Genomic DNA, 18,493 nt, shown 5'->3' with positions numbered 1-18,493 from the left:
GATCAAGGGACGGCGGACTTCAGGAGGCGGCCGGACAGGACGAGTTCAGCTCCTTCTCGAACCAGTCGATGGTGCGGCGCAGGCCGGTGACGGGGTCGACGCGCGGACGCCAGCCGAGCCGCTCCTCGGCGAGCGAGGTGTCGGGACGGCGGACGGCGGGGTCGTCGACGGGCCGTTCGACGAACCGGATCGGGGAGGGCGAGCCCGCCAGGTCGCGGATCGTCTCCGCCAGCTCGGCCATCGACATCTCGGCCGGGTTGCCGATGTTCACCGGCCCGGCGAAGTCGCTCTCGGCGAGCGCGAGCACGCCGTCGATCGTGTCGTCCACGTAGCAGATCGACCGCGTCTGGCTGCCGTCGCCGGTCACGGTGATCGGCTCGCCGAGCAGCGCCTGACGGATGAACGTCGGGATCGCCCGGCCGTCGTGGGGCCGCATTCGCGGGCCGTACGTGTTGAAGATCCGTACGATCGCGGTGTCGGTCCCCCGCGAGTCGCGGTAGGCCGTGGTCAGCGACTCGGCGAAGCGCTTGGCCTCGTCGTACACGCTGCGCGGGCCGACCGGGTTGACGTTGCCCCAGTACGTCTCCTTCTGCGGGTGCTCCAGCGGGTCCCCGTACACCTCACTGGTGGAGGCGAGGACGAGCCGCGCGCCCTTCTCCGCGGCGAGCCCGAGGGTGTGCAGCGTGCCCATGCTGCCGACCTTCAGCGTCTCGATCGGATGGCGCAGGTAATCGGCGGGCGACGCGGCCGAGGCGAAGTGGAGCACCAGGTCGACCTGGCCCGGCACGTGGACGAACCCGGTGAGGTCGCACTCCACGAGCCGGAACGCCGGCCGCCCGATCAGGTGCTCCACGTTGCGCGGCGACCCGGTGAGGAAGTTGTCCAGGCAGACGACCGCCGCACCGCGTTCCACCAACCGTTCGCACAGGTAGGAGCCGAGGAACCCGGCTCCCCCTGTGACCACGACACGAGACCCCTTCACCGCACTCCCACCCCCCGCAATCTCCTGACCGCGTCGAGCACCTCGGGCACGCCGATTTCGAGCAGGCCCTCCGACGGCCGGTCGCCGTGCGGGTCGCCCCTGCGCCCGGCCCACAGCGCGATGTGCGGGCCTCCCGGCGGCGGCCCCCACAGCGCGGGCGGCACCGGGCCGTACAGGATGACCGAGGGCGTGCCCGCGGCGACGGCCAGGTGCGACATGCCCGTGTCGCCGCAGACGACCAGCGCGGCGTGCGCGGTCAGCGCGGCCAGCTCGGCCAGGTTCGTACGGCCCGCCAGCACGGACTCCTCCGGCAGGCCGGCGAGCTGGGCGACGTGCCGGGCGAGCGCGATCTCGGTCACGCCGCCGGTGACGACGACCCGGTGCCCCTGAGCGGCCAGTTCGGCCGCCACCTGGGCGAAGCGGTCCGGCGGCCACTGTCTGGCCCGGAACGCCGCCCCCGGGTGGATGACCACCTCGCCTCCGGCGAGCGGGCTCGGTCCCGGGTCGCCCAGCGCGAGGTCCAGGGGGTCGGCCGGGATGCCGTACCACTCCAGCAGCGAGCACCACCGCTGCCTCTCGTGCGTCTCCGGCGCCCAGGGCGGCCCGTCCGAGCCCGGCACCAGGCGGTGGGTGTGCGTGAGCAGGCGGCCCGGCCGGGTGCGGCGCAGCGCCTGGATGCTCTCCGGGCCGCTGCCGTGCAGGTTGACCGCGACGTCGGGCGTCTCGTACGGCACCGGCCCCGGGCCGGACACGTCGAGCACCTCGTCGATGCCGCCGATCAGCGGGAGCAGCCCGCCGAGGTAGGCCGGGGCGGCCAGCACGAAGTGGTGCCCGGGATACGCCCGCCGCAGCGCACGGAGCGCGGGCACCGAGGCCAGCAGGTCGCCGAGCCCGAGCCCGCGCAGAGCGAGCAGGACCGGTCCGCCCGCGTCTTCTACGGCCATGACGTCTCCGTCGAGGCGCACACGACCAGCTCCCTGACCTCGCAGCCCTGCGGCTGGCCGAGCGCGAACAGGATCGCGGAGGCGACGTCCTCCGGCTGGTTCAGCCGGGCGTCGGGACCGGGCTTGTACTGCTCCGGACGGTCGTCGAAGAAGTTCGTCCGCATGCCGCCGGGGATCAGCAGGGTCACCCCGACCTGCCCGGCCAGCTCCGCCGCCAGGGCCCGGGTGAAGCCCACGACGCCGAACTTGGAGGCGCAGTAGGCCGTCGCGTCGCTGAGCGCGCGCACCCCGAGCGTGGAGGCGACGGTGACGACCTTGCCGCCGGAGGTGCGCAGGTACGGCAGGGCAGCCCTGACCACCGCCGCGGTCCCGAGCAGGTTGACCGCGATCACCCGTTCCCACTGCTCGGCGGCCACGTCCTCCAGCCGGCCGCAGGCGTCGATGCCCGCCGCCGTCACGACGCCGTCGAGCCCGCCCGTCCGCTCGGCGAGCTCGCGTACGGCCCGCTCGGCCTGTTCCCGGTCGGCCAGGTCGGCGCGTACGTGCTCGAACCCGCCGTCCGGCTCGTCGACGTCGACGACCAGCGGCCGGCCGCCGGCCTTGGCGACCGCCGTCGCGGTGGCCCGGCCCAGGCCGGACGCGCCCCCGGTGATCAGTACGTTTCCCAGCATTGAGGCAAGTCCCTTTCCATGAGCGGCCGCTGTCACGAAGCGGCCTGGGCGGCGGCGATGAGGCCGGTGGTGGAGTAGCCGGGCACGGTCGGCAGGATGACGACCTCCCCGCCGGTCCGGCGCACGGCCTCGGCCTCGGGCATCGACCGCTCGTCGTAGTCGCCGCCCTTCACCCACACGTCCGGGTACAGCCGTTCGATGACCTGCGACGGCGTCTCCTCGTCGAAGACCGTCACGGCGTCCACGCAGCCGAGTGCGCGCAGCACCTCGACCCGGTCGCGCTCGCTCACCAGCGGCCTGCTCGGGCCCTTCAGCCGCCGGATCGAGTCGTCGGAGTTCACGCAGACCACCAGGGCGTCGCCTAACGCCCGGGCCCGCCGCAGCAGGCTCACATGCCCGGCGTGCAGCAGGTCGAAACACCCGCCGGTCGCGATCAGGCGGCCCCCGGCGGCGCGTACGGCGGCGGCCACCTCGAAGGCGGACGCGCCGGGCGGGAACGGCACCGGCGACTCGGCGGCCGGGCGCGGCAGGCGCAGCGCGGCGGCGCCGCCCTCCTCCACGAACCTGGTGGCCTCGCCGACCGCGCGGGCGACGGCGTCCTCGGTGTACGCGCCGTCCGCGAGGGCGAGCGCCGCCGCCGCGGCGAAGCGGTCGCCCGCGCCGCAGGCGTCCGTCCCGGCCGCGACGTGCGGCACCGGGACCGGCCCGAACCTGCCGCCGCGGCGGGCCAGCATCGCGCCGCGCTCCCCCAGCGTGATCGCGACGGCCTCGGCGTCGAGGTCGCGCACCAGCCTGCGGGCGGTGCGCTCCGGCGAGACGTACGGCTCGTGGCACATCCCGCGCGCCTCCGCCTCGCTGGGCGTGACCAGCGCGCATCCCGGCACGGGCAGCGACCCGCGCGGATGGGGATCCCACACCAGCGGCACGTCGAGGCCGCGCAGCGGCTCGCGCAGCAGGTCGGCCACGCCGCGCCCGTAGTCGGCGACCAAAACCGCGCTCGCCGAGGCGAGGGCGTCGGCCGCGCGGGCGAACGCGGAGGCGGAGGCCACCTGGCCGGGCCGTCCCATCGCCCGCCCGTCACCGGTGTCGATCCTGACCAGTGTCTGCGCGCGGGCGCGGACCCTCGTCTTGCGCACGGTCGTGCCCCGCAGCGGCAGCCGCACGATCTCGACGGCGGGCGACAGCAGGCCCTCCAGGCACCGGCCGGAGGGGTCGTCGCCCATGGCGGTGATCAGCACGACCCGGGTGCCGTCACGGGCGGCCAGCAGCGCCGCGAGGCCCGCCCCGCCCGGCCGGTGGTGCTCCGCCTGCCCCTCCACGACCGGGACGGGAGCGTCGGGGCACAGCCGGTCGGCCGTCCCCTCGACGTCGACGTCGAGCAGGGAGTCTCCGACGATGACGAGTGGTCCGCTCACACCGCTGCCTTTTCGATCACGTCACAGAGCATGTGGATCACCGTGAGGTGCACCTCCTGGATGGTCGCGGTGTCGTCCGCGGGCACGGTCAGGGCCTCGTCGCACAACTCGGCCAGCGGGTTCGGGCCGGGGCCGGTCAGCGCCCAGGTCGTCAGGCCGCACTGGCGCCCGGCCTCGGCCGCCTCGGTCACGTTGCGGCTCGTCCCGCTGGTCGACAGGCACATCAGCACGTCGCCGGGGCGGCCGTGCGCCCGCACCTGCCGCGCGTACAGCTCGGCCATGCCGAAGTCGTTGCCGATGGCGGTCAGCGACGAGGTGTCCGCGTGCAGCGGGATCGCGGCGTACGGCCGGCGGTCGGCGCGGTAGCGTCCGACCAGTTCCGCGGTGAGGTGCTGCGCCTCGGCCGCGGAGCCGCCGTTGCCGCACGCGAGCAGCCGCCCACCGCCGCTGAGCACGGCCGCGAGCTTGTAACCCCAGGCGTGGATCTTGGGTGTTTCCGGGTCCACCGCCGTCAGCGCGGTGCTCAGCCGGGCCAGGTGAGGATGCATCGCTCAGCCTCCCGCGGCGGCGAGGGTGCGAAGGCACCCGCCGGCCAGGTTTCGGTAGACGGACTCGGTCTGCTCGGCGATCCTGGGCCAGCCGTAGCGGGCCCGGGCCCGGCGGGCCCCGGCGGCCGACAGTGCCGCCCGCAGGTCGGGCCGGGTCAGCAGGTCGACGAGCGCGCGGGACAGCGCACGCGGCCGCCGGGGCGGCACGAGCACTCCGCATCCCGCGACGGTGTCGAGGTGACCGCCGACCGCCGAGGCGATCACCGGCACCCCGCAGGCCAGGGCCTCCAGGGGCACCATGCCGAACGGCTCGTACCAGGGCACGGTGACCAGGACGTCGGCCGAGCGCATGAGGCCGGGCACCTCGGGCCGGCTCACGCTGCCGATCAGCCGGACCCGGTCGCCGAGGCCGAGACCGCCGGCCAGCGTGCGCAGCCGCGCGCTCTCCTCGTCGCCCGGGTCGCCGCCCGCGATGACGAGCTCGGCGTCCGGCACGTGGCGCAGGGCGCGGACGACGGTGTCCACCCCCTTGCGCGGCACCATGCGGCCGATGCTCAGCACCCTCGGCCGGTCGCCGCGCGGGAAGACAGGGCCGTCGGGGCGGAACAGGCCGAGGTCGACGCCGCACGGCACGACCGCGATCCGGTCGCGCGGCACGCCCATCGCGACGAGTTCGCGCACCTCGTCGGAGCAGGTGGCGACGACCGCGACCGCCTGGCGGCCGATGTCGCGCTCGATCGCGATCCGGCTCGGCGGGCTGGTGTCGGCCTCGCCCTGCCAGCGCCGCTTGACCGTGCCGAGCGCGTGGTAGGTCTGCACGACCGGGATTCCGAGCGGCTCCGCCGCCGTCAGTGTGGCGAGGCCGCTCATCCAGAAGTGCGCGTGCGCCACGTCGGGCGGCTCGGCCTTCCACCTGCGGGCCAGATCCGCCCCGAATTCCGGCATGTACGGCAGCAGCTCGTCCTTGGGCAGCGGCTCCGCCGGCCCGGCCGGCACGTGCTCGACGGTGACGCCGGGAGCCATGGGCACGGCGTCCGGCTGGTCGGGGGAGGTGCGCCGCGTGAGCACGACGACCTCGCTGCCCCGTTCCGCGAGGGCCAGGGCCAGCGCGGCGACGTGCACGTTCTGCCCACCGGCGTCCACGCCGCCGAGGTTCGCCAGCGGGCTCGCGTGCTCCGACACCAGGGCGATCCTCATGACACCCCCTCCTTCACCGCCTCGCCCAGCGTCACCTCCGCCGTGGCCAGGCGGCGGACGGCGTCCACGACGTGCTCGCCGCCGACCGCGGTCAGGCACGGATGCCCGGGCACGGGGCAGATCCGCGCCCTGCTCCCCCGGCAGGGGGCGCCCTGGTCGCCGAGGACCACCGCCGGCACGCCGTACGGCGCCCACCTGGCGGCGGGCACGACCGGCGCGAACAGGCTGACCACGGGCGTGCCGACCGCCGCCGCGAGGTGGGCGGGGCCGGTGTTGGCGGCCACCACGGCCGACGCCCCGGCCAGCACGGCGGCGAGTTCGGCGAACGTGGTCGCCCCGCCGAGGTCCAGGGCGGGGCCGGAGACAAGCGCGGTCAGCGCCCGCTCCCCCGGGCTGCCGGTGACGACGACCCGCTCCCCGGCGGCCAGCAGCGCCTCGACCGCCTCCGCCCATCGCTCGGCGGGCCAGGCCCGGGCCGGCGCGGTCGTGCCGGGATGCACGACCACGTGGCCGGGCGGGCCGGTCAGGTACTCCACGTCCGGCAGCGGCCCGCGTACGGCGAGCCGCCCGTCGTCGCCCGGCGGCAGGTCGAAGCCGGCCGCGCGGGCGAGGCCGAGCATCCGCTCCGGCTCGGGGACGTCCACGCCCTCGTCCACGACGTGACGCACGTCGAGCAGGGAGCCGGGGTAGTCCTCGCTGATCGCGGCGATCCGCGGCACCCCGGCCAGCCGCAGCAGCAGCGCCGTCGGCAGCGCCGACTGGTGGAAGGACGTGAAGATCACGGCCACGTCCGGGCCGACGGCGCGGATCTGCTCCACCAGGCGGGCCGCGTGCTCGGAGGTCATCGGCACCCGGTCGGGGTCGATCCACGGGGCGCGCCACTCCAGGACGCGGTCGACGCCGGGCAGCAGCTCCGCCGCGGCCCGGCCGTACGGGCCGGCGAGCAGGACGACCTCCCGCGCCCCGGCGGCGACGGCGCGCACGGCGGGCCCCGCGAGCAGGACGTCGCCCGCGTTGTCGGGCCGCACCACCAGAGCGGTCCCGATCACGAGCGCCTCCCCGTCCGCATCCCGCTTGTCCGCACCTCGGCTGTCCGCACTCTCACCTCGCCGGCGATCCGGTGCGCGCAGGCCACCGGCGGGATCACCACGCTGGTCACGGCCATGCGCACGATCTCCTCCGGCGTACGCGGACCCGGGGCGACGCGGGCCCAGGCGAACTCGGCGGTGAGGCCGAGCCACGCGAGCCCCGCGGCGGCGGCGAGCCGCCTCCGGCGCCCCCCGGTGGCGGCCAGCGTGAGCGCGAGCAGGCCCATGCCGGTGGTGAGGGCGTGCCGCTTGAGCCTGCCCGGATGGCCGCCGGTGATCACCCGCCAGTCGCGGCCGTGCACGTGGCGCATGAGCGCGTCCGACGCGTTGCCGCGCTGGAAGCGCACGCTGGACCAGAAGCCGTCGTCACGCACCGGATGGCGGGTCAGCCGCTCCCCCTTGACCAGTGAGAACCCCGCGTGCTCGACGCGCAGCGCGAGGTCGGCGTCCTCGCGGTACGCCCCCGGGAAACGCTCGTCGAACCCGCCGGTCGCCTCCAGGGCGGTCCTGCGATACGCCATGTCGGCGGTGATCCAGTGCGCGCCGGCCAGGCCGGCGGTGTTGCGCTCGGCGTCGGTCGGGCGGCGGCCCGCGGGCAGCGGCACCTCCAGCCGTCCCTGGCTCCCGCCGACGTCCTCGGGCAGGCGGGCGAGATCCTCCGTCAGCGCGCGCACCCAGCCGGGGCCGGGCACCACGTCGTCGTCGAGGAACACCACCCACGGCGTCGTCGCGGCCCGCCACCCGGCGTTGCGCGCGGCGGCCGGGCCCCGCCCGCCCGACCTGAGCACGCGTACGCGATCGGGCACCGGCAGCGGCTCCGGGCTCTCCCCCGGCCGGTCGTCCACCACGATCACCTCGGGCCCGTGACCATGGGCGGGGCCGACGGCGGCGAGTGTGGCGGCCAGGCTCGGCCGGCCGATCGTCGGGATGACGACCGTGACCGCCGGCCCCGTCTCTCCGCGCGGCGCCGTGTTCGTCTTCCGGGTCATCTCTGTCGTCATCCGGCGAACACCGCCCCCCTGCGCACGACGTACGGACCCAGGACGAGCACGTCCACCGGGGCGGAGCCGAAGCACTCCAGCGCGTCGCGGGGGTCGTCGACCATCGGGCGGCCGGCCGTGTTGAGGCTCGTGTTGACCACCACCGGCAGCCCGGTGCGGGCCTCGAACTCCTCGAGCAGCCGGGCCAGCAGCGGGTCGCGCCCGCGTTCGACGGTCTGGATCCGGGCCGTGCCGTCGACGTGGACGACCGCGGGGATCCGGTCGCGCCACTCCGGCCGCACGTCGTGGACGAACAGCATGTAGGGGCTCGACATCGGGCCCCTGCCGAAGATCGTGGAGGCGCGTTCCGCCAGCACCATCGGGGCGATGGGGCGGAACTGCTCGCGCCCCTTCACGTCGTTGAGCCGCTCGGTGTTGCGGGGGTCGCCGGGGTGGGCGAGCAGGGACCGGCGGCCGAGCGCCCGGGGTCCGTACTCGGCGCGTCCCTGGAACCAGGCGATCACGCGGTCGGCGGCGAGCTCGGCGGCCACGGTCGCGGCGAGGTCGGCGGGGCGCTCGTACGGCACCCGCGCCACGTCGAGCCACGCGCGCAGCTCCTCGTCACTCCAGCTCCTGCCGAGGTCGGCGCCGGGCATCGGGGTGACGGGGTCGCCGCTCGCCTGCGCGAGGTGCAGCGCTCCCCCGAGCGCGGTGCCCGAGTCGCCCGCCGCGGGCTGCACCCACACCTCCTCGAACGGGCCCTCCGCGAACAGCCGGGTGTTGGCCACGCAGTTGAGCGCCACTCCTCCGGCCATCGCGAGACAGCGGGCGCCGGTCCGCTCGTGCAGCCATTTCGCGAGGTCGAGCAGCACCTCCTCCAGGCGGACCTGGACGCTCGCCGCGAGGTCGGCGTGGTCGGCCGTCCACTTCTCGCCCTTGCCGAGCCCCTTGGCGTAGACGCTCCAGTCGATCGGCTCGACCCGGAAGCCCCCGTCGCCCGTCGTGTGGATCAGCTCGCGCATCTCGCGCAGGAAGCGCGGCTCGCCGTAGGAGGCGAGGGCCATCACCTTGTACTCGTCGCTCGACCGGAGGAACCCGAGGTGCTCGGTGAGGTCCTCGTACATGAGCCCGAGGGAGTGCGGCAGCGCCTGGCTCGCGAGGACGGTCAGCTCGCCGTCCCGGTAGTGCCCGGCGAGGTGCGAGACGGCCTCGCCGCGGCCGTCGCAGACCAGCACCGCCGACTCGCGGTACGGCGCGGCCAGCCCGGCCGACGCGGCGTGCGCGATGTGGTGGGGGACGAACCGCACCTGGGCGGCGTCGAGACCCGGCAGCGCGGTGGCCAGGAAGTTGGGCGCGCGGCGGGCGTAGGCGGTGCGCAGGTCCTCCCAGCGCTCGTCCTGTCCGGGCCCTCCGGGCACCACGAGCGCGGGGTCGTAGGAGTAGGCGACGCCGTCGAGGTCCTCGGGCCGCAGGCCGGCCTGTTCGAGGCACCACGCGGCGGCCAGCTCGGGCAGTTCCCAGGCGGAGAAAGGGACCGGACGCTTGCCGTGCTTGCGACGGCTGAAGCGCTCTTCTTCCGCTGCGGCGATCACCTCACCATCCACGACCAGCGCGGCGGCTGGATCATGAAAGATCGCGTTTATCCCCAAGAACCGCATCGGTTTCCCTCCGTTGCGCAGTGGAGGTCTGGTTACCGAGAGAAGCGCTACTAAACACTCCTTTGTAGAGAAGTCGACGTATGTGGGTGATGCACTCAATAACTGCTACTCTGCGTAACTATCGGCCGCTGTTTGCCGCTTTGTCCCACGGGTAGCCCGGCGGGCGATTCGCACAGGAGGTCGCCCGTGCAAGATCCCGCCCGCCGGCCCGCCGCGGTGCTCTTCGACCGTGACGGAACGATCATTCATGACGTCCCGTACAACTCCGACCCTGATCGCGTCGACCCTGTCGCGGGGGCCCGGGAGGCGCTCGCACGGCTCCGCGCGGAGGGCATCCCGGTGGGGGTCGTGACCAACCAGTCCGGGGTGGCCAAGGGCATCATCGCGCCGGAGGCCCTCCGGGCGGTGAACGACCGGGTGGACGCCCTGCTCGGCCCGTTCGACGTGTGGGAGATCTGCCCGCACGACGACGGCGACCGCTGCGACTGCCGCAAACCCGCGCCCGGCCTCGTGCTGCGCGCGGCCCGGCGGCTCGGCGTCCCTCCGGAGGACTGCGTGGTGATCGGCGACATCGGTCGGGACGTGGAGGCGGCCCGCGCCGCCGGCGCGAGGGGCATTCTCGTGCCGACCCCGGTGACGCTGGCGGAGGAGGTGGCGGCCGCCCCCGAGGTGGCGTCCGACCTCGCCGCGGCGATCGACCTGGTGCTCGGGGGAATTCAGCTCACAGCTGAGGATGAGGAGGGCATGACCAGGGCAGGTGGGTGAGGCAGCGGCAGGAGGCACGGTGTTCCGAGGCCGGCAGGACGACGGACGGGGAGCGACGCGATGAAGATCATGGTCTGGCACGTCCACGGTTCGTGGACCACCTCCTTCGTGCACGGGGCGCACGAGTATCTGGTGCCGCTCACCCCCGACCGCGGTCCCGACGGGCGGGGCCGGGCCGACACCTATCCCTGGCCCGGCAGCGTGCGGGAGGTCCCGTACGACCGGTTCGCCGCCGAGGACGTCGACGTGGTCGTCTACCAGCGGCCGCACGAGATCGACCTGGCCCGCGAGTGGCTGGGGCGCGACGTGCCCGGCGTCTACGTGGAGCACAACACCCCGGCGGGGGACGTGCCCAAGAGCCGCCACCCGCTGGCCGACCGGGACGACATCCCGCTCGTCCACGTCACCCACTTCAACGACCTGTTCTGGGACTCCGGGCGTGCCCCGACCCATGTCATCGAGCACGGCGTCGTCGATCCCGGCTACCTCTACACCGGTGAGCTGGCCCGCGCCGGCGTGGTCGTCAACGAGCCGATCAGGCGCTGGCGGGTCGCGGGGACCGACCTGCTGCCCACGTTCGCCGCGACGGCCCCGCTCGACGTGTTCGGCATGAAGGTGACGAACCTGCCGTCCAAGCTCGGCCTGGACAGGGAGATGGAGGCGTTCGAGGATCTCCCTCAGGCCGCCATGCACGCCGAGCTGGCCCGGCGGCGGGTCTACCTGCACCCCTACCGCTGGACCTCGCTCGGCCTGTCGCTCATCGAGGCCATGATGATCGGCATGCCGATCGTCGCGCTCGCCACCACCGAGGCCGTGGAAGCGGTGCCGCCGGAGGCCGGGGTCGTCTCGACGAAGCTGCCCACCCTGCTGCGCGCCCTCGACCGGTTCGCAGGCGAGCCCGAACTCGCCGTCCAGGCCGGCAAGGCGGCCCGCGCGGCCGCGCTGGCCCACTACAACCTCGACCGCTTCCTCGCCGACTGGGACCGCCTGCTCACCTCGATCGTCCCGGCCTGACCCGTTCACGGGCCGGCCCATCGCCTATGGCGTTCCTGGAGAAGGCCTTAGGTCCACGGTGACACCGTCGCCGTCGAATGGGTCACCTCGGGGAGCCAGACGGCGGGGATGCGGCTTCCGGACGGCACCGAGATCCCCGGCACCGGCCACCCCGTCCGCTGGACGGGATGCGGGATGTGGACGGTGGAAGACGACAAATTCGTCACCGGGCGCATCTACTACGACCAACTGGCCGCTTATATGTCGTTGGGCTGCCGGCTCGTACGGACCGAGCCCGGCTCCGCGGTCGCTCCCGTCCGCGTGGGCACCCCTGATCCGGAGACCGGACCCGCGTCCGCCGCCGAGTCGCGCGCTGGCGCCATCCGCCGGATCCTCCGCAGGCTCGTCGGCCTGTGACCGTCCCTGCGAGGGTGATCCGCAGAAGGGCGCTCGCCACGCCGTAGACGTCGGGGGCGCCGCCGTCCCCGTCGACGGTGCCGTCCACGATCAAGACGTCGTCGTTCCAGCACGCGGAGGCGAACTCCGCCGGCGTGAGAACGCGCTCCCTCACGTCGCATCCGCGTGCCGCCAGCCGGGGCAGCAGCAGGTCGGCCAGCTCGCGACCCTGCGGGGCGCCGGGAAACAAGCAGCTCACGGTGGGCTGGGACATGGGTCCTCCGGACGCGGTGTGAGGGATCACAGGAGGGGACGCCGGAGCCCGGCCGCCGGATGCCCCCGAGGCGGCGCCGCGGCCGGACGACGCACGACAGCCACGCCGGTCGAGGCGGAGCCTTGATTGTTTACCGAGAACGGGGCACCGCGAGGGCAGGTGATCCAGCCAGGGTGGGAAGAGGCTCCTCATGATGCGCAACCTGGTGAACGGCGCCGTCGGCGGCGCGCTCGCGACGGCCATGTACAGCGCGATGCTGATGGCCGCGGACAGGGCCGGCCTGATGGAGGAGCCGCCGCCGCGGCGGTTCGCGCGGCTGACCCTTCCCGGGCGTGACAAGCCCAGGAGGGGCGAGAACGTGCTCGGGACGATCGCGCACTTCGCGTTCGGTTCCTCTTGCGGCTCCATGCTCGGCCTGCTGTCGGCCGGTCAGCGGGTGCCCGTCCCGATCGGCACGGCGTACGGGTTGCTGGTGTGGTACTTCGGCTGCCAGGGCCTCGCGCCGAGCATCGGCGCGCACCCGCCCGTGCCGAAGGACCGCATGGGACGCCAGGCCGCGCTGCTGGCGGGACACCTGCTGTGGGGCACCGCGCTCGCCCTCGCGCTCAACCGGTTGCGTACCGAGAAGGCGCCGCTGACCGCCGAGATCGCTCCCCGCGTGCGCGAACAGGTCCGGCGCGTCCTGCCCACCCCCCAGCCGGTCTCCGCACGCTGATCCGGCCCCCTCGTCCGGCTACCGGAAGCCGACTTCCGGATACTTCGCCGACGGCCCGTCCAGCAGGGGCCGCCGCTTGCCCTTCAGGTGCGTGTCGAGGAAGGCGGTGACGTAGTCCCGGGTGATCTGGAGGGAACGCTCACCGTTGATCGGGGACACCTGCATGCCGAGCTGCGGAGCGAGCACGGCGTAGTCGACGAAGCTCACGTGCTCGGCACCGGTGACGATGAGCCATCGTTTCCAGTCTCCCGTGACATGGGGCCAGAACAGGTCCCACGACCTCGGCGCGCCGCTCGTGACCGGCTGCTGCCGGGGGTTGCCGATCATCATGAACGGCTTGGTGATCGGCTTGGCGGGGGTGGTGGGGTTGTAGGAGCCGTCCAGGTTGACCGCGGCCTTGATGCGGTCGCTCACGGGAAGCAGGTGGGCGGCGCTCTGGCCGCCGGCCGAGTGCCCGACCATCGCGATCCTGCTCTCGTCGACCAGCCGGTTCCAGCGCCTCGTCCGCTCCAGCCGGTCCAGTACGAAGGTCGTGTCCGCCGCCCGCACCCGGGCGACCTTCTCCCCCAGCTCCGGGGTCTGACCACCCGCACCGGCCTCGAACGTGACGGTCCTGCCGTCGGGAAACGTGGTGGCGACCGACTCGTAGGTGTGCTCGATGCCCGCGACGACGTAGCCCCGGCTCGCGAACTCCTCGGCCAGCGAGGTCAGCGTGGCCCGTGGCATGGTCATGCCGGGCGACATGACCACCAGCGGCCATCCGCCCTTGTTCGGCAGCGCGGGCGCGCCGGCGCGGGCGTACGTCTTCGTCTTCGTGAGCGTGTCCGGCGGGAGGTCTTTCAGCTGGGGGAATCCCTTGAGGATCAGCGCCGACTCCTGCGGGGTGACGTACGGCGCGGCCGTGCCCTTCGTCTTCGCGGCCGGATACCAGAGGGAGACCATCAGCTCCCGCGGCCTGCCGTCGACCCAGGGGTCGGGCCGGTGGGAGTCGACCAGATGGACGTCGGACCGTCCGACCGCGTAGTGCCCGGTCGGAGCGGGCAGGACGGGCTCGGGGGCGGCAGAGGTATCAGCGGTCAGGGGAGCCAGGGCGATCACGCCGGCGATCACGAGATGCTTCATGCCCGTCACCCTGCCGGGCGGCGCTGCCGTACCGTCCCCTGCGAAGGTCACGCGACGTACGCGACTTTCGTAGGGGGTCGCTCCGCCGGACGCCCCAATAGCCTCTGATCGTGAACATCCTGAATCGGGCCCTGCCGTGGGTGCTCGGCGGCGCGGTGTTCCTGCTCTGCGCGGGCTCCGCGTACGGCTGGGCCGGCGTCGCGACGACGCTGCCCGCCCCGGTGGCCCTGGCGGTCGCCGCGGCCGGGGCGGCGGCCACGATCGTCGCCAGGCGTTCGGTGTGGCCGGTGACCGTGGTGGCGGCCGTCGGCTACGTCTGGCTCGCCATGTGGCCGGCCGCGGTCGTGGCCTCCTACTACGCGGGCCTTCACCTGGGGCGCCGCCGGGCCCTGTGGCTCTACGCGGCCGGAGCGTCCGCCGTGTGGGCGCTGGGCGGAGTCGTCTCCTCTCTGGGCGGCGGCCACCGGGCGCTGGCGATGGGCTCTTCGCCCAACGTGCTCATCCTGGGCGGTGCGCTGGTCGGGCTTCCGCTGGTGGCCGGCTTGTGGAGCCACGCCAGGCGGCAGGTGCTCGCCGCCATGCGCGAGCAGGCCGAACAGCTGGTGCGGGAGCAGGTCCTGCGCGCGGAGCAGGCACGCGCCCAGGAACGCGCCCGCATCGCGCGGGAGATGCACGACGTGGTCGCGCACCGGGTGTCGCTGATGGTCCTGCACGCCGGCGCGCTGGAGGTCGGCGCGCCGGACGAGCGTACGGCCCAGGCGGCCGCTCTGATCGGCGACGTCGGCAGGGAGGCGCTGACCAACCTGCGCGAGGTGCTCGGCGTCCTGCGTTCGCCGGACGCCTCCCGCGACCCGCAGCCCACGCTGGCCGACCTCGACCGGCTGCTCGCGCAGTCCCGCGATCTCGGCCTCGTGGTCAACCGGCGCGACGAGGGCCCGGCCCGCACGCTCGGGCAGTCCGCAGAACGCACCGCCTATCGGGTGGTCCAGGAGGCGCTGACCAACGTGCACAAGCACGCGGACGGCGCCGAGACCGACGTGCTCGTCCGGTACCTGCCCGCCGGGCTGGAGGTCGTCATCCGCAACGCGCCGTCCCCCAAGAGCGGGGCGCTACCGGGGTCCGGCTGGGGACTGGTCGGCCTGCGCGAACGCGTCGAACTGCTCGGAGGCACCCTGGAGGCCGGCCCGCGTGGGAAGGGTTTCCAGGTGCTGGCGAGGATTCCCGCCGCATGATCCGCGTACTGGTCGTCGACGACGAGGCGCTGGTCAGGTCGGGGCTGCGGATGATCCTGGAAGCGGCGGGCGACGTGGTGATCGTGGGCGAGGCCCGCGACGGCGAGGAGGCGATCGGCGCGGCCGCCCGGCTCAGGCCCGAGGTCGTGCTCATGGACGTGCGGATGCCCGGCATGGACGGCCTGACCGCCGCGGGGCGGCTCCTGGGCGCGGCCGGCGGCCCGAAGGTGGTCATGCTGACCACCTTCGACCTCGACGAGTACGTCCACGAGGCGCTGCGTCTCGGCGCCGTGGGGTTCCTGCTCAAGGACACCCAGCCACGTGAGCTGATCGCCGCGGTCCGCACGGTCGCCGAGGGCAACGCGATGCTCTCCCCCGCCGTGCTGAAGCGGCTCCTCGGCTCGTTCGTGCACAAGGCGCCCTCGCGCGCCAAGGTCGCGCGCGAGCGGCTCGCCGCACTCACGGCGAGGGAGGAGGACGTGGTCAGGGCGCTGGCACGCGGCCTGTCGAACGCCGAGATCGGGCGGGAGCTGAAGCTGTCGGAGCCGACCGTCAAGGCGCACGTGAGCCGGCTGCTCGCCAAGCTGGGCCTGGCCAACAGGGTGCAGGCGGCGATCCTCGTGCACGACGCCGACCTCGCCTGACGCCGGCGTCCCGTCGCCCGGCCGGGCTTCGCATACGAAGGTAGGGGGTGACGCCCGCCGATCGTCCGATGTGCCGTGACCTGCGGAGTGCCTAACTTCATGGGGTGTCGGCCCTGACCCCTGTGGGGGATGGGCCCGCGTCCGATCCGGGATCTCCCGGATGTCCCCGATGCTCCCGGGCCGACACGGTGTATGGGTTCCAACGATCGGAGTCACGCTGATGTCGCACGCCCTCCTCGACCTGGTGCAGCAGGTGATGTCGTCGCCCTGGTTGTACGCGGCGCTTTTCGCCCTGGCGCTGCTCGACGGGTTCTTCCCTGTCGTGCCGGCCGAGACCTCGGTGATCACCGCCGCGGTGTTCGCCGCGTCGGGCGAGACCAACCTGGCCCTGGTCATCCTGGTCGCGGCGCTCGGCGCCTGCGCCGGTGACCACATCTCCTACCTGATCGGAAACAGATCGGCGGGCAGGTTGCGGGAGAAGAAGCCGTTCGTCTGGGCGCGGAACGCGCTGGCCGAGCGGGGCGGTCTCGTCCTGGTCGTGGCCAGGTACATCCCCGGCGGGCGCACCGCCACCACGCTCACCATGGGCGCCGTACGGCACCCGCTGCGCTCCTTCACGCTCTTCGACGCGATCGCGGCGGGCTCGTGGGCGGTGTACTCCGGGCTGATCGGCTTCTTCGGCGGGATGGCGTTCGAGAACGACCCGATCAAGGGCCTGCTCCTCGGTCTCGGCATCGCGCTGTCGATCGCCATGGTCGTCGAGCTGGTGAGATGGCTCAGGAGACGACGCGCCCTCCGGCTCTCCCCGGAACGTCTTCCCGCGCGCACGTCCGCCTGACCCTGTCGTCACGGCTCACGCCCGGGCACCGGCGGCGCCGGCCGCCGGGCCCCGCTCACACGGCGGCGCGGAGGTAGGCGAGGACGGCGAGCACCCGGCGGTGGTCGTCGGCGTCCGGGGGGAGGTCGAGCTTGGCCAGGATGCTCGCGATGTGCTTGGCGACGGCCGCCTCGGAGACGAACAGCGCGCGGGCGATCGCGGCGTTGGAGCGGCCCTCCGCGATCAGGGCGAGGACCTCGCGCTCGCGCGGCGTGAGCCGGGCCAGCGGGTCACCGCGCCCGCGCAGCAGTTGCCTGACCACCTCCGGGTCGATCACCGTGCCGCCGCCCGCGACCGTCGTCACCGCGCCGGCGAACTGCGCGACGTCGCCGATCCGGTCCTTGAGCAGGTAGCCGACGCCCCCGGCGCCCGCCTGGTCGAGCAGCTCGGCCGCGTAGGTCTGCTCGACGTACTGGCTGAGCACGAGCACCGGAAGGGACGGCCGCGCCGCCCGCAGCTCCAGCACGGCCCGCAGCCCCTCGTCACCGAAGCCGGGGGGCATGCGCACATCCGCGATGACGACGTCCGGGTCCTGCTCGGCGACGGCCGCGATCAGCGCGGGCGCGTCGCCCACCGCGGCCGCGACGTCGTGCCCGAAGCGTTCCAGCAGGCCGGCCAGGCCCTCCCGGAGCAGCACCGAGTCTTCGGCGATCACCACACGCACGGGATCTCCGCCCTGACCGTGGTCGGGCCGCCGTACGGGCTCTCGACGCTGAGCGTGCCCTCCACGGCCGCCACCCGGTCGGCGAGCCCGGTCAGGCCGGTGCCGAGCGCGGGGTCCGCTCCCCCGCGCCCGTCGTCGGCGACCTCCAGCACGAGCACGCTCCGGCGCAGCCGGCCGCGCACCGTGCAGGATTGCGCGCCGCTGTGCTTGGCCACGTTCGCCAGCGTCTCGCAGACGACGTAGTAGGCCGCCGCCTCCACCCTGGCGGGCAGCCGCCCGTCCAGTGCGATGTCCACCCGCGCGGGCACCGGCGACCTTCCGGCGACGTCGCGTACGGCGGCGGGCAGCCCTCGGTCGGCGAGCACCTGCGGATGGACCCCGCGGATCAGCTCGCGCAGCTCCGCGAGCGCCTGGCCCGCCAGCTCGCGGGCCTCCTCCAGCCGCAGGGCCGCGGGCGAGCCCGGCGGAAGGTCGAGCCCGGCCAGGCCGAGCTTCATCGACAGGGCCACCAGCCGCTGCTGTGCGCCGTCGTGCAGGTCGCGCTCGATCCGGCGGCGCTCGGCCTCGAAGGCGTCCACGAGGCGCGCCCGGGACCGGGCGACCTCGCGCGTCTCGGCCTCCTGCGGCACGAGCATCGCCCGCGCCATCGCCGCCCGGGCGCCCGCCCAGGCGCTGACCGTGTACGCGGCCACGGGCACCAGCAGCAGTCCGGCGGCCGAGCCGATAAAGGTCTCCCCCAGCGTGGCCTCACCCTCGGGGCTGATCGGCTGCACGACCGGAGACAGGATCAGCACGGCCGGCCCGGCGATCGCGACCACCGCCACCAGCAGGTCCACCCAGCCGAGCACGACCAGCGCCACGAGGGCGTGCCCCGCCTCCCGCCACCCCGGCCACCTGCCGCCCGGCAGCCCGCGCACCGGCTGCCGGTCCGCGAGCCGCAGCCGCCACCGCTCGAACCAGGCCACGGGCACCAGCAGCGCGGCGGCCACCAGAGCGGCCACCGGCACGGCGGTGATCGCGCCCGCGACGTCGCCCACCGCCCGCGCCGACGACAGCACGGTGCCGAACGCGAACCCCGGAACGGCCCCGGTCAGCAGGTACGCCAGGGAGCGCCAGGGCCAGACGGAGGTCAGGAAGCGGCCCGGCGGCCCGGCGAGCGCGTCCAGCGCGGTCCGGGGCGCGAGGGCTGCGGGGGCGACGGCGGGGACGAGGACGGGGGCGGCCACGGCATCGACGCTAGCCGCTGGACGCGCCGGTGTCGGTAGTGCTGGGAATACCTTCGGTTCTCGCCCCAGCGCCAATGTCTCGCGGGCCCGCCGCCGCTTGGC

The 18,493-nt window shown here is 74.2% G+C and carries 19 protein-coding genes; 7 read left to right on the top strand and 12 right to left on the bottom strand.

The window, feature by feature from the left end; all coding sequences use genetic code 11:
* Positions 1-19 precede the first annotated feature (19 nt).
* From HHX30_RS32225 to HHX30_RS32185, 9 genes are read right to left on the bottom strand one after another with little or no spacing between them, the layout of a single operon-like run.
* Positions 20-964, bottom strand: a complete 945-nt coding sequence (locus HHX30_RS32225) for a UDP-glucuronic acid decarboxylase family protein (protein ID WP_310742292.1) — start codon at positions 962-964, stop codon at positions 20-22.
* A 14-nt stretch (positions 965-978) separates the two neighbouring features.
* Positions 979-1,926, bottom strand: a complete 948-nt coding sequence (locus HHX30_RS32220; RefSeq protein ID WP_169986736.1) for a glycosyltransferase family 9 protein — start codon at positions 1,924-1,926, stop codon at positions 979-981.
* Positions 1,917-2,597: an SDR family oxidoreductase gene (locus HHX30_RS32215; protein WP_169986734.1), complete on the bottom strand. Its 681-nt coding sequence runs from the start codon at positions 2,595-2,597 to the stop codon at positions 1,917-1,919. Before HHX30_RS32215 ends, HHX30_RS32220 begins: the two co-directional genes overlap by 10 nt.
* 32 nt (positions 2,598-2,629) lie before the next feature.
* Positions 2,630-4,012, bottom strand: a complete 1,383-nt coding sequence (gene rfaE2 / locus HHX30_RS32210) for a D-glycero-beta-D-manno-heptose 1-phosphate adenylyltransferase (RefSeq protein WP_169986732.1) — start codon at positions 4,010-4,012, stop codon at positions 2,630-2,632.
* Complete coding sequence (locus HHX30_RS32205) at positions 4,009-4,560, bottom strand: SIS domain-containing protein (protein WP_169986730.1); 552 nt, start codon at positions 4,558-4,560, stop codon at positions 4,009-4,011. The genes rfaE2 and HHX30_RS32205 overlap by 4 nt, the downstream gene beginning before the upstream one ends.
* 3 nt (positions 4,561-4,563) lie before the next feature.
* Positions 4,564-5,757, bottom strand: coding sequence for a glycosyltransferase (locus HHX30_RS32200; RefSeq protein WP_169986728.1), 1,194 nt, complete (start codon positions 5,755-5,757; stop codon positions 4,564-4,566).
* Positions 5,754-6,806 carry a glycosyltransferase family 9 protein gene (locus HHX30_RS32195; RefSeq protein ID WP_169986726.1) on the bottom strand — a complete coding sequence of 351 codons (1,053 nt, stop codon included), beginning with the start codon at positions 6,804-6,806 and terminating at the stop codon, positions 5,754-5,756. Before HHX30_RS32195 ends, HHX30_RS32200 begins: the two co-directional genes overlap by 4 nt.
* Positions 6,803-7,834, bottom strand: coding sequence for a glycosyltransferase family 2 protein (locus HHX30_RS32190; protein WP_169986724.1), 1,032 nt, complete (start codon positions 7,832-7,834; stop codon positions 6,803-6,805). Before HHX30_RS32190 ends, HHX30_RS32195 begins: the two co-directional genes overlap by 4 nt.
* A gap of 8 nt (positions 7,835-7,842) precedes the next feature.
* The gene (locus tag HHX30_RS32185) at positions 7,843-9,483 is read right to left on the bottom strand and encodes a carbamoyltransferase C-terminal domain-containing protein (RefSeq protein ID WP_169986722.1); all 1,641 of its coding nucleotides are present in this window, start codon (positions 9,481-9,483) and stop codon (positions 7,843-7,845) included.
* Between the two features lie 186 nt (positions 9,484-9,669).
* Here HHX30_RS32185 and HHX30_RS32180 point away from each other — a divergent pair, with 186 nt between their 5' ends.
* From HHX30_RS32180 to HHX30_RS32165, 4 genes are all read left to right on the top strand, one after another.
* Complete coding sequence (locus HHX30_RS32180) at positions 9,670-10,248, top strand: HAD family hydrolase (protein WP_311922960.1); 579 nt, start codon at positions 9,670-9,672, stop codon at positions 10,246-10,248.
* A 60-nt stretch (positions 10,249-10,308) separates the two neighbouring features.
* Positions 10,309-11,262: a glycosyltransferase gene (locus HHX30_RS32175; RefSeq protein WP_169986720.1), complete on the top strand. Its 954-nt coding sequence runs from the start codon at positions 10,309-10,311 to the stop codon at positions 11,260-11,262.
* Between the two features lie 108 nt (positions 11,263-11,370).
* On the top strand, positions 11,371-11,658 hold the full coding sequence (locus HHX30_RS32170; protein WP_169986718.1) for a hypothetical protein: 288 nt from the start codon (positions 11,371-11,373) through the stop codon (positions 11,656-11,658).
* Between the two features lie 443 nt (positions 11,659-12,101).
* Positions 12,102-12,626 carry a DUF6789 family protein gene (locus HHX30_RS32165; protein ID WP_211592873.1) on the top strand — a complete coding sequence of 175 codons (525 nt, stop codon included), beginning with the start codon at positions 12,102-12,104 and terminating at the stop codon, positions 12,624-12,626.
* Between the two features lie 18 nt (positions 12,627-12,644).
* Here the strand turns inward: HHX30_RS32165 and HHX30_RS32160 are convergent, their stop codons facing one another.
* On the bottom strand, positions 12,645-13,748 hold the full coding sequence (locus HHX30_RS32160; protein ID WP_169986716.1) for an alpha/beta hydrolase: 1,104 nt from the start codon (positions 13,746-13,748) through the stop codon (positions 12,645-12,647).
* Positions 13,749-13,858: 110 nt separating this feature from the next.
* Between HHX30_RS32160 and HHX30_RS32155 the strand changes: the two genes are divergently transcribed.
* From HHX30_RS32155 to HHX30_RS32145, 3 genes are all read left to right on the top strand, one after another.
* Positions 13,859-14,980 carry a histidine kinase gene (locus HHX30_RS32155; RefSeq protein WP_311922959.1) on the top strand — a complete coding sequence of 374 codons (1,122 nt, stop codon included), beginning with the start codon at positions 13,859-13,861 and terminating at the stop codon, positions 14,978-14,980.
* Positions 14,977-15,624, top strand: a complete 648-nt coding sequence (locus tag HHX30_RS32150) for a response regulator transcription factor (RefSeq protein WP_169986714.1) — start codon at positions 14,977-14,979, stop codon at positions 15,622-15,624. The genes HHX30_RS32155 and HHX30_RS32150 overlap by 4 nt, the downstream gene beginning before the upstream one ends.
* A gap of 220 nt (positions 15,625-15,844) precedes the next feature.
* Entirely contained in the window at positions 15,845-16,462 is a 618-nt protein-coding gene (locus HHX30_RS32145; RefSeq protein WP_169986712.1) for a DedA family protein, read from the top strand.
* A 55-nt stretch (positions 16,463-16,517) separates the two neighbouring features.
* Here the strand turns inward: HHX30_RS32145 and HHX30_RS32140 are convergent, their stop codons facing one another.
* Positions 16,518-17,165: a response regulator transcription factor gene (locus HHX30_RS32140; protein WP_169986710.1), complete on the bottom strand. Its 648-nt coding sequence runs from the start codon at positions 17,163-17,165 to the stop codon at positions 16,518-16,520.
* Positions 17,153-18,391 carry a histidine kinase gene (locus HHX30_RS32135; protein WP_169986708.1) on the bottom strand — a complete coding sequence of 413 codons (1,239 nt, stop codon included), beginning with the start codon at positions 18,389-18,391 and terminating at the stop codon, positions 17,153-17,155. The genes HHX30_RS32140 and HHX30_RS32135 overlap by 13 nt, the downstream gene beginning before the upstream one ends.
* Between the last annotated feature and the right edge of the window lie 102 nt (positions 18,392-18,493).

Origin of the sequence: Microbispora sp. H10836 (genome assembly GCF_012999525.1) — a bacterium.
Lineage (GTDB): Bacteria > Actinomycetota > Actinomycetes > Streptosporangiales > Streptosporangiaceae > Microbispora.
Note: the sequence above shows the minus strand (reverse complement) of the source record. Positions and strands in the feature narration are given on the sequence as shown.

Excerpts from the sequence above, each read along its gene's own strand:
- HHX30_RS32190 (WP_169986724.1), bottom strand. The coding sequence starts at position 7,834 with ATGACCCGGAAGACGAACACGGCGCCGCGCGGAGAGACGGGGCCGGCG.
- HHX30_RS32215 (WP_169986734.1), bottom strand. The coding sequence starts at position 2,597 with ATGCTGGGAAACGTACTGATCACCGGGGGCGCGTCCGGCCTGGGCCGG.
- HHX30_RS32185 (WP_169986722.1), bottom strand. The coding sequence starts at position 9,483 with ATGCGGTTCTTGGGGATAAACGCGATCTTTCATGATCCAGCCGCCGCG.
- HHX30_RS32165 (WP_211592873.1), top strand. The coding sequence starts at position 12,102 with ATGATGCGCAACCTGGTGAACGGCGCCGTCGGCGGCGCGCTCGCGACG.
- HHX30_RS32220 (WP_169986736.1), bottom strand. The coding sequence starts at position 1,926 with ATGGCCGTAGAAGACGCGGGCGGACCGGTCCTGCTCGCTCTGCGCGGG.
- HHX30_RS32175 (WP_169986720.1), top strand. The coding sequence starts at position 10,309 with ATGAAGATCATGGTCTGGCACGTCCACGGTTCGTGGACCACCTCCTTC.
- HHX30_RS32150 (WP_169986714.1), top strand. The coding sequence starts at position 14,977 with ATGATCCGCGTACTGGTCGTCGACGACGAGGCGCTGGTCAGGTCGGGG.
- HHX30_RS32205 (WP_169986730.1), bottom strand. The coding sequence starts at position 4,560 with ATGCATCCTCACCTGGCCCGGCTGAGCACCGCGCTGACGGCGGTGGAC.
- HHX30_RS32145 (WP_169986712.1), top strand. The coding sequence starts at position 15,845 with ATGTCGCACGCCCTCCTCGACCTGGTGCAGCAGGTGATGTCGTCGCCC.
- HHX30_RS32160 (WP_169986716.1), bottom strand. The coding sequence starts at position 13,748 with ATGAAGCATCTCGTGATCGCCGGCGTGATCGCCCTGGCTCCCCTGACC.
- HHX30_RS32200 (WP_169986728.1), bottom strand. The coding sequence starts at position 5,757 with ATGAGGATCGCCCTGGTGTCGGAGCACGCGAGCCCGCTGGCGAACCTC.
- HHX30_RS32170 (WP_169986718.1), top strand. The coding sequence starts at position 11,371 with ATGCGGCTTCCGGACGGCACCGAGATCCCCGGCACCGGCCACCCCGTC.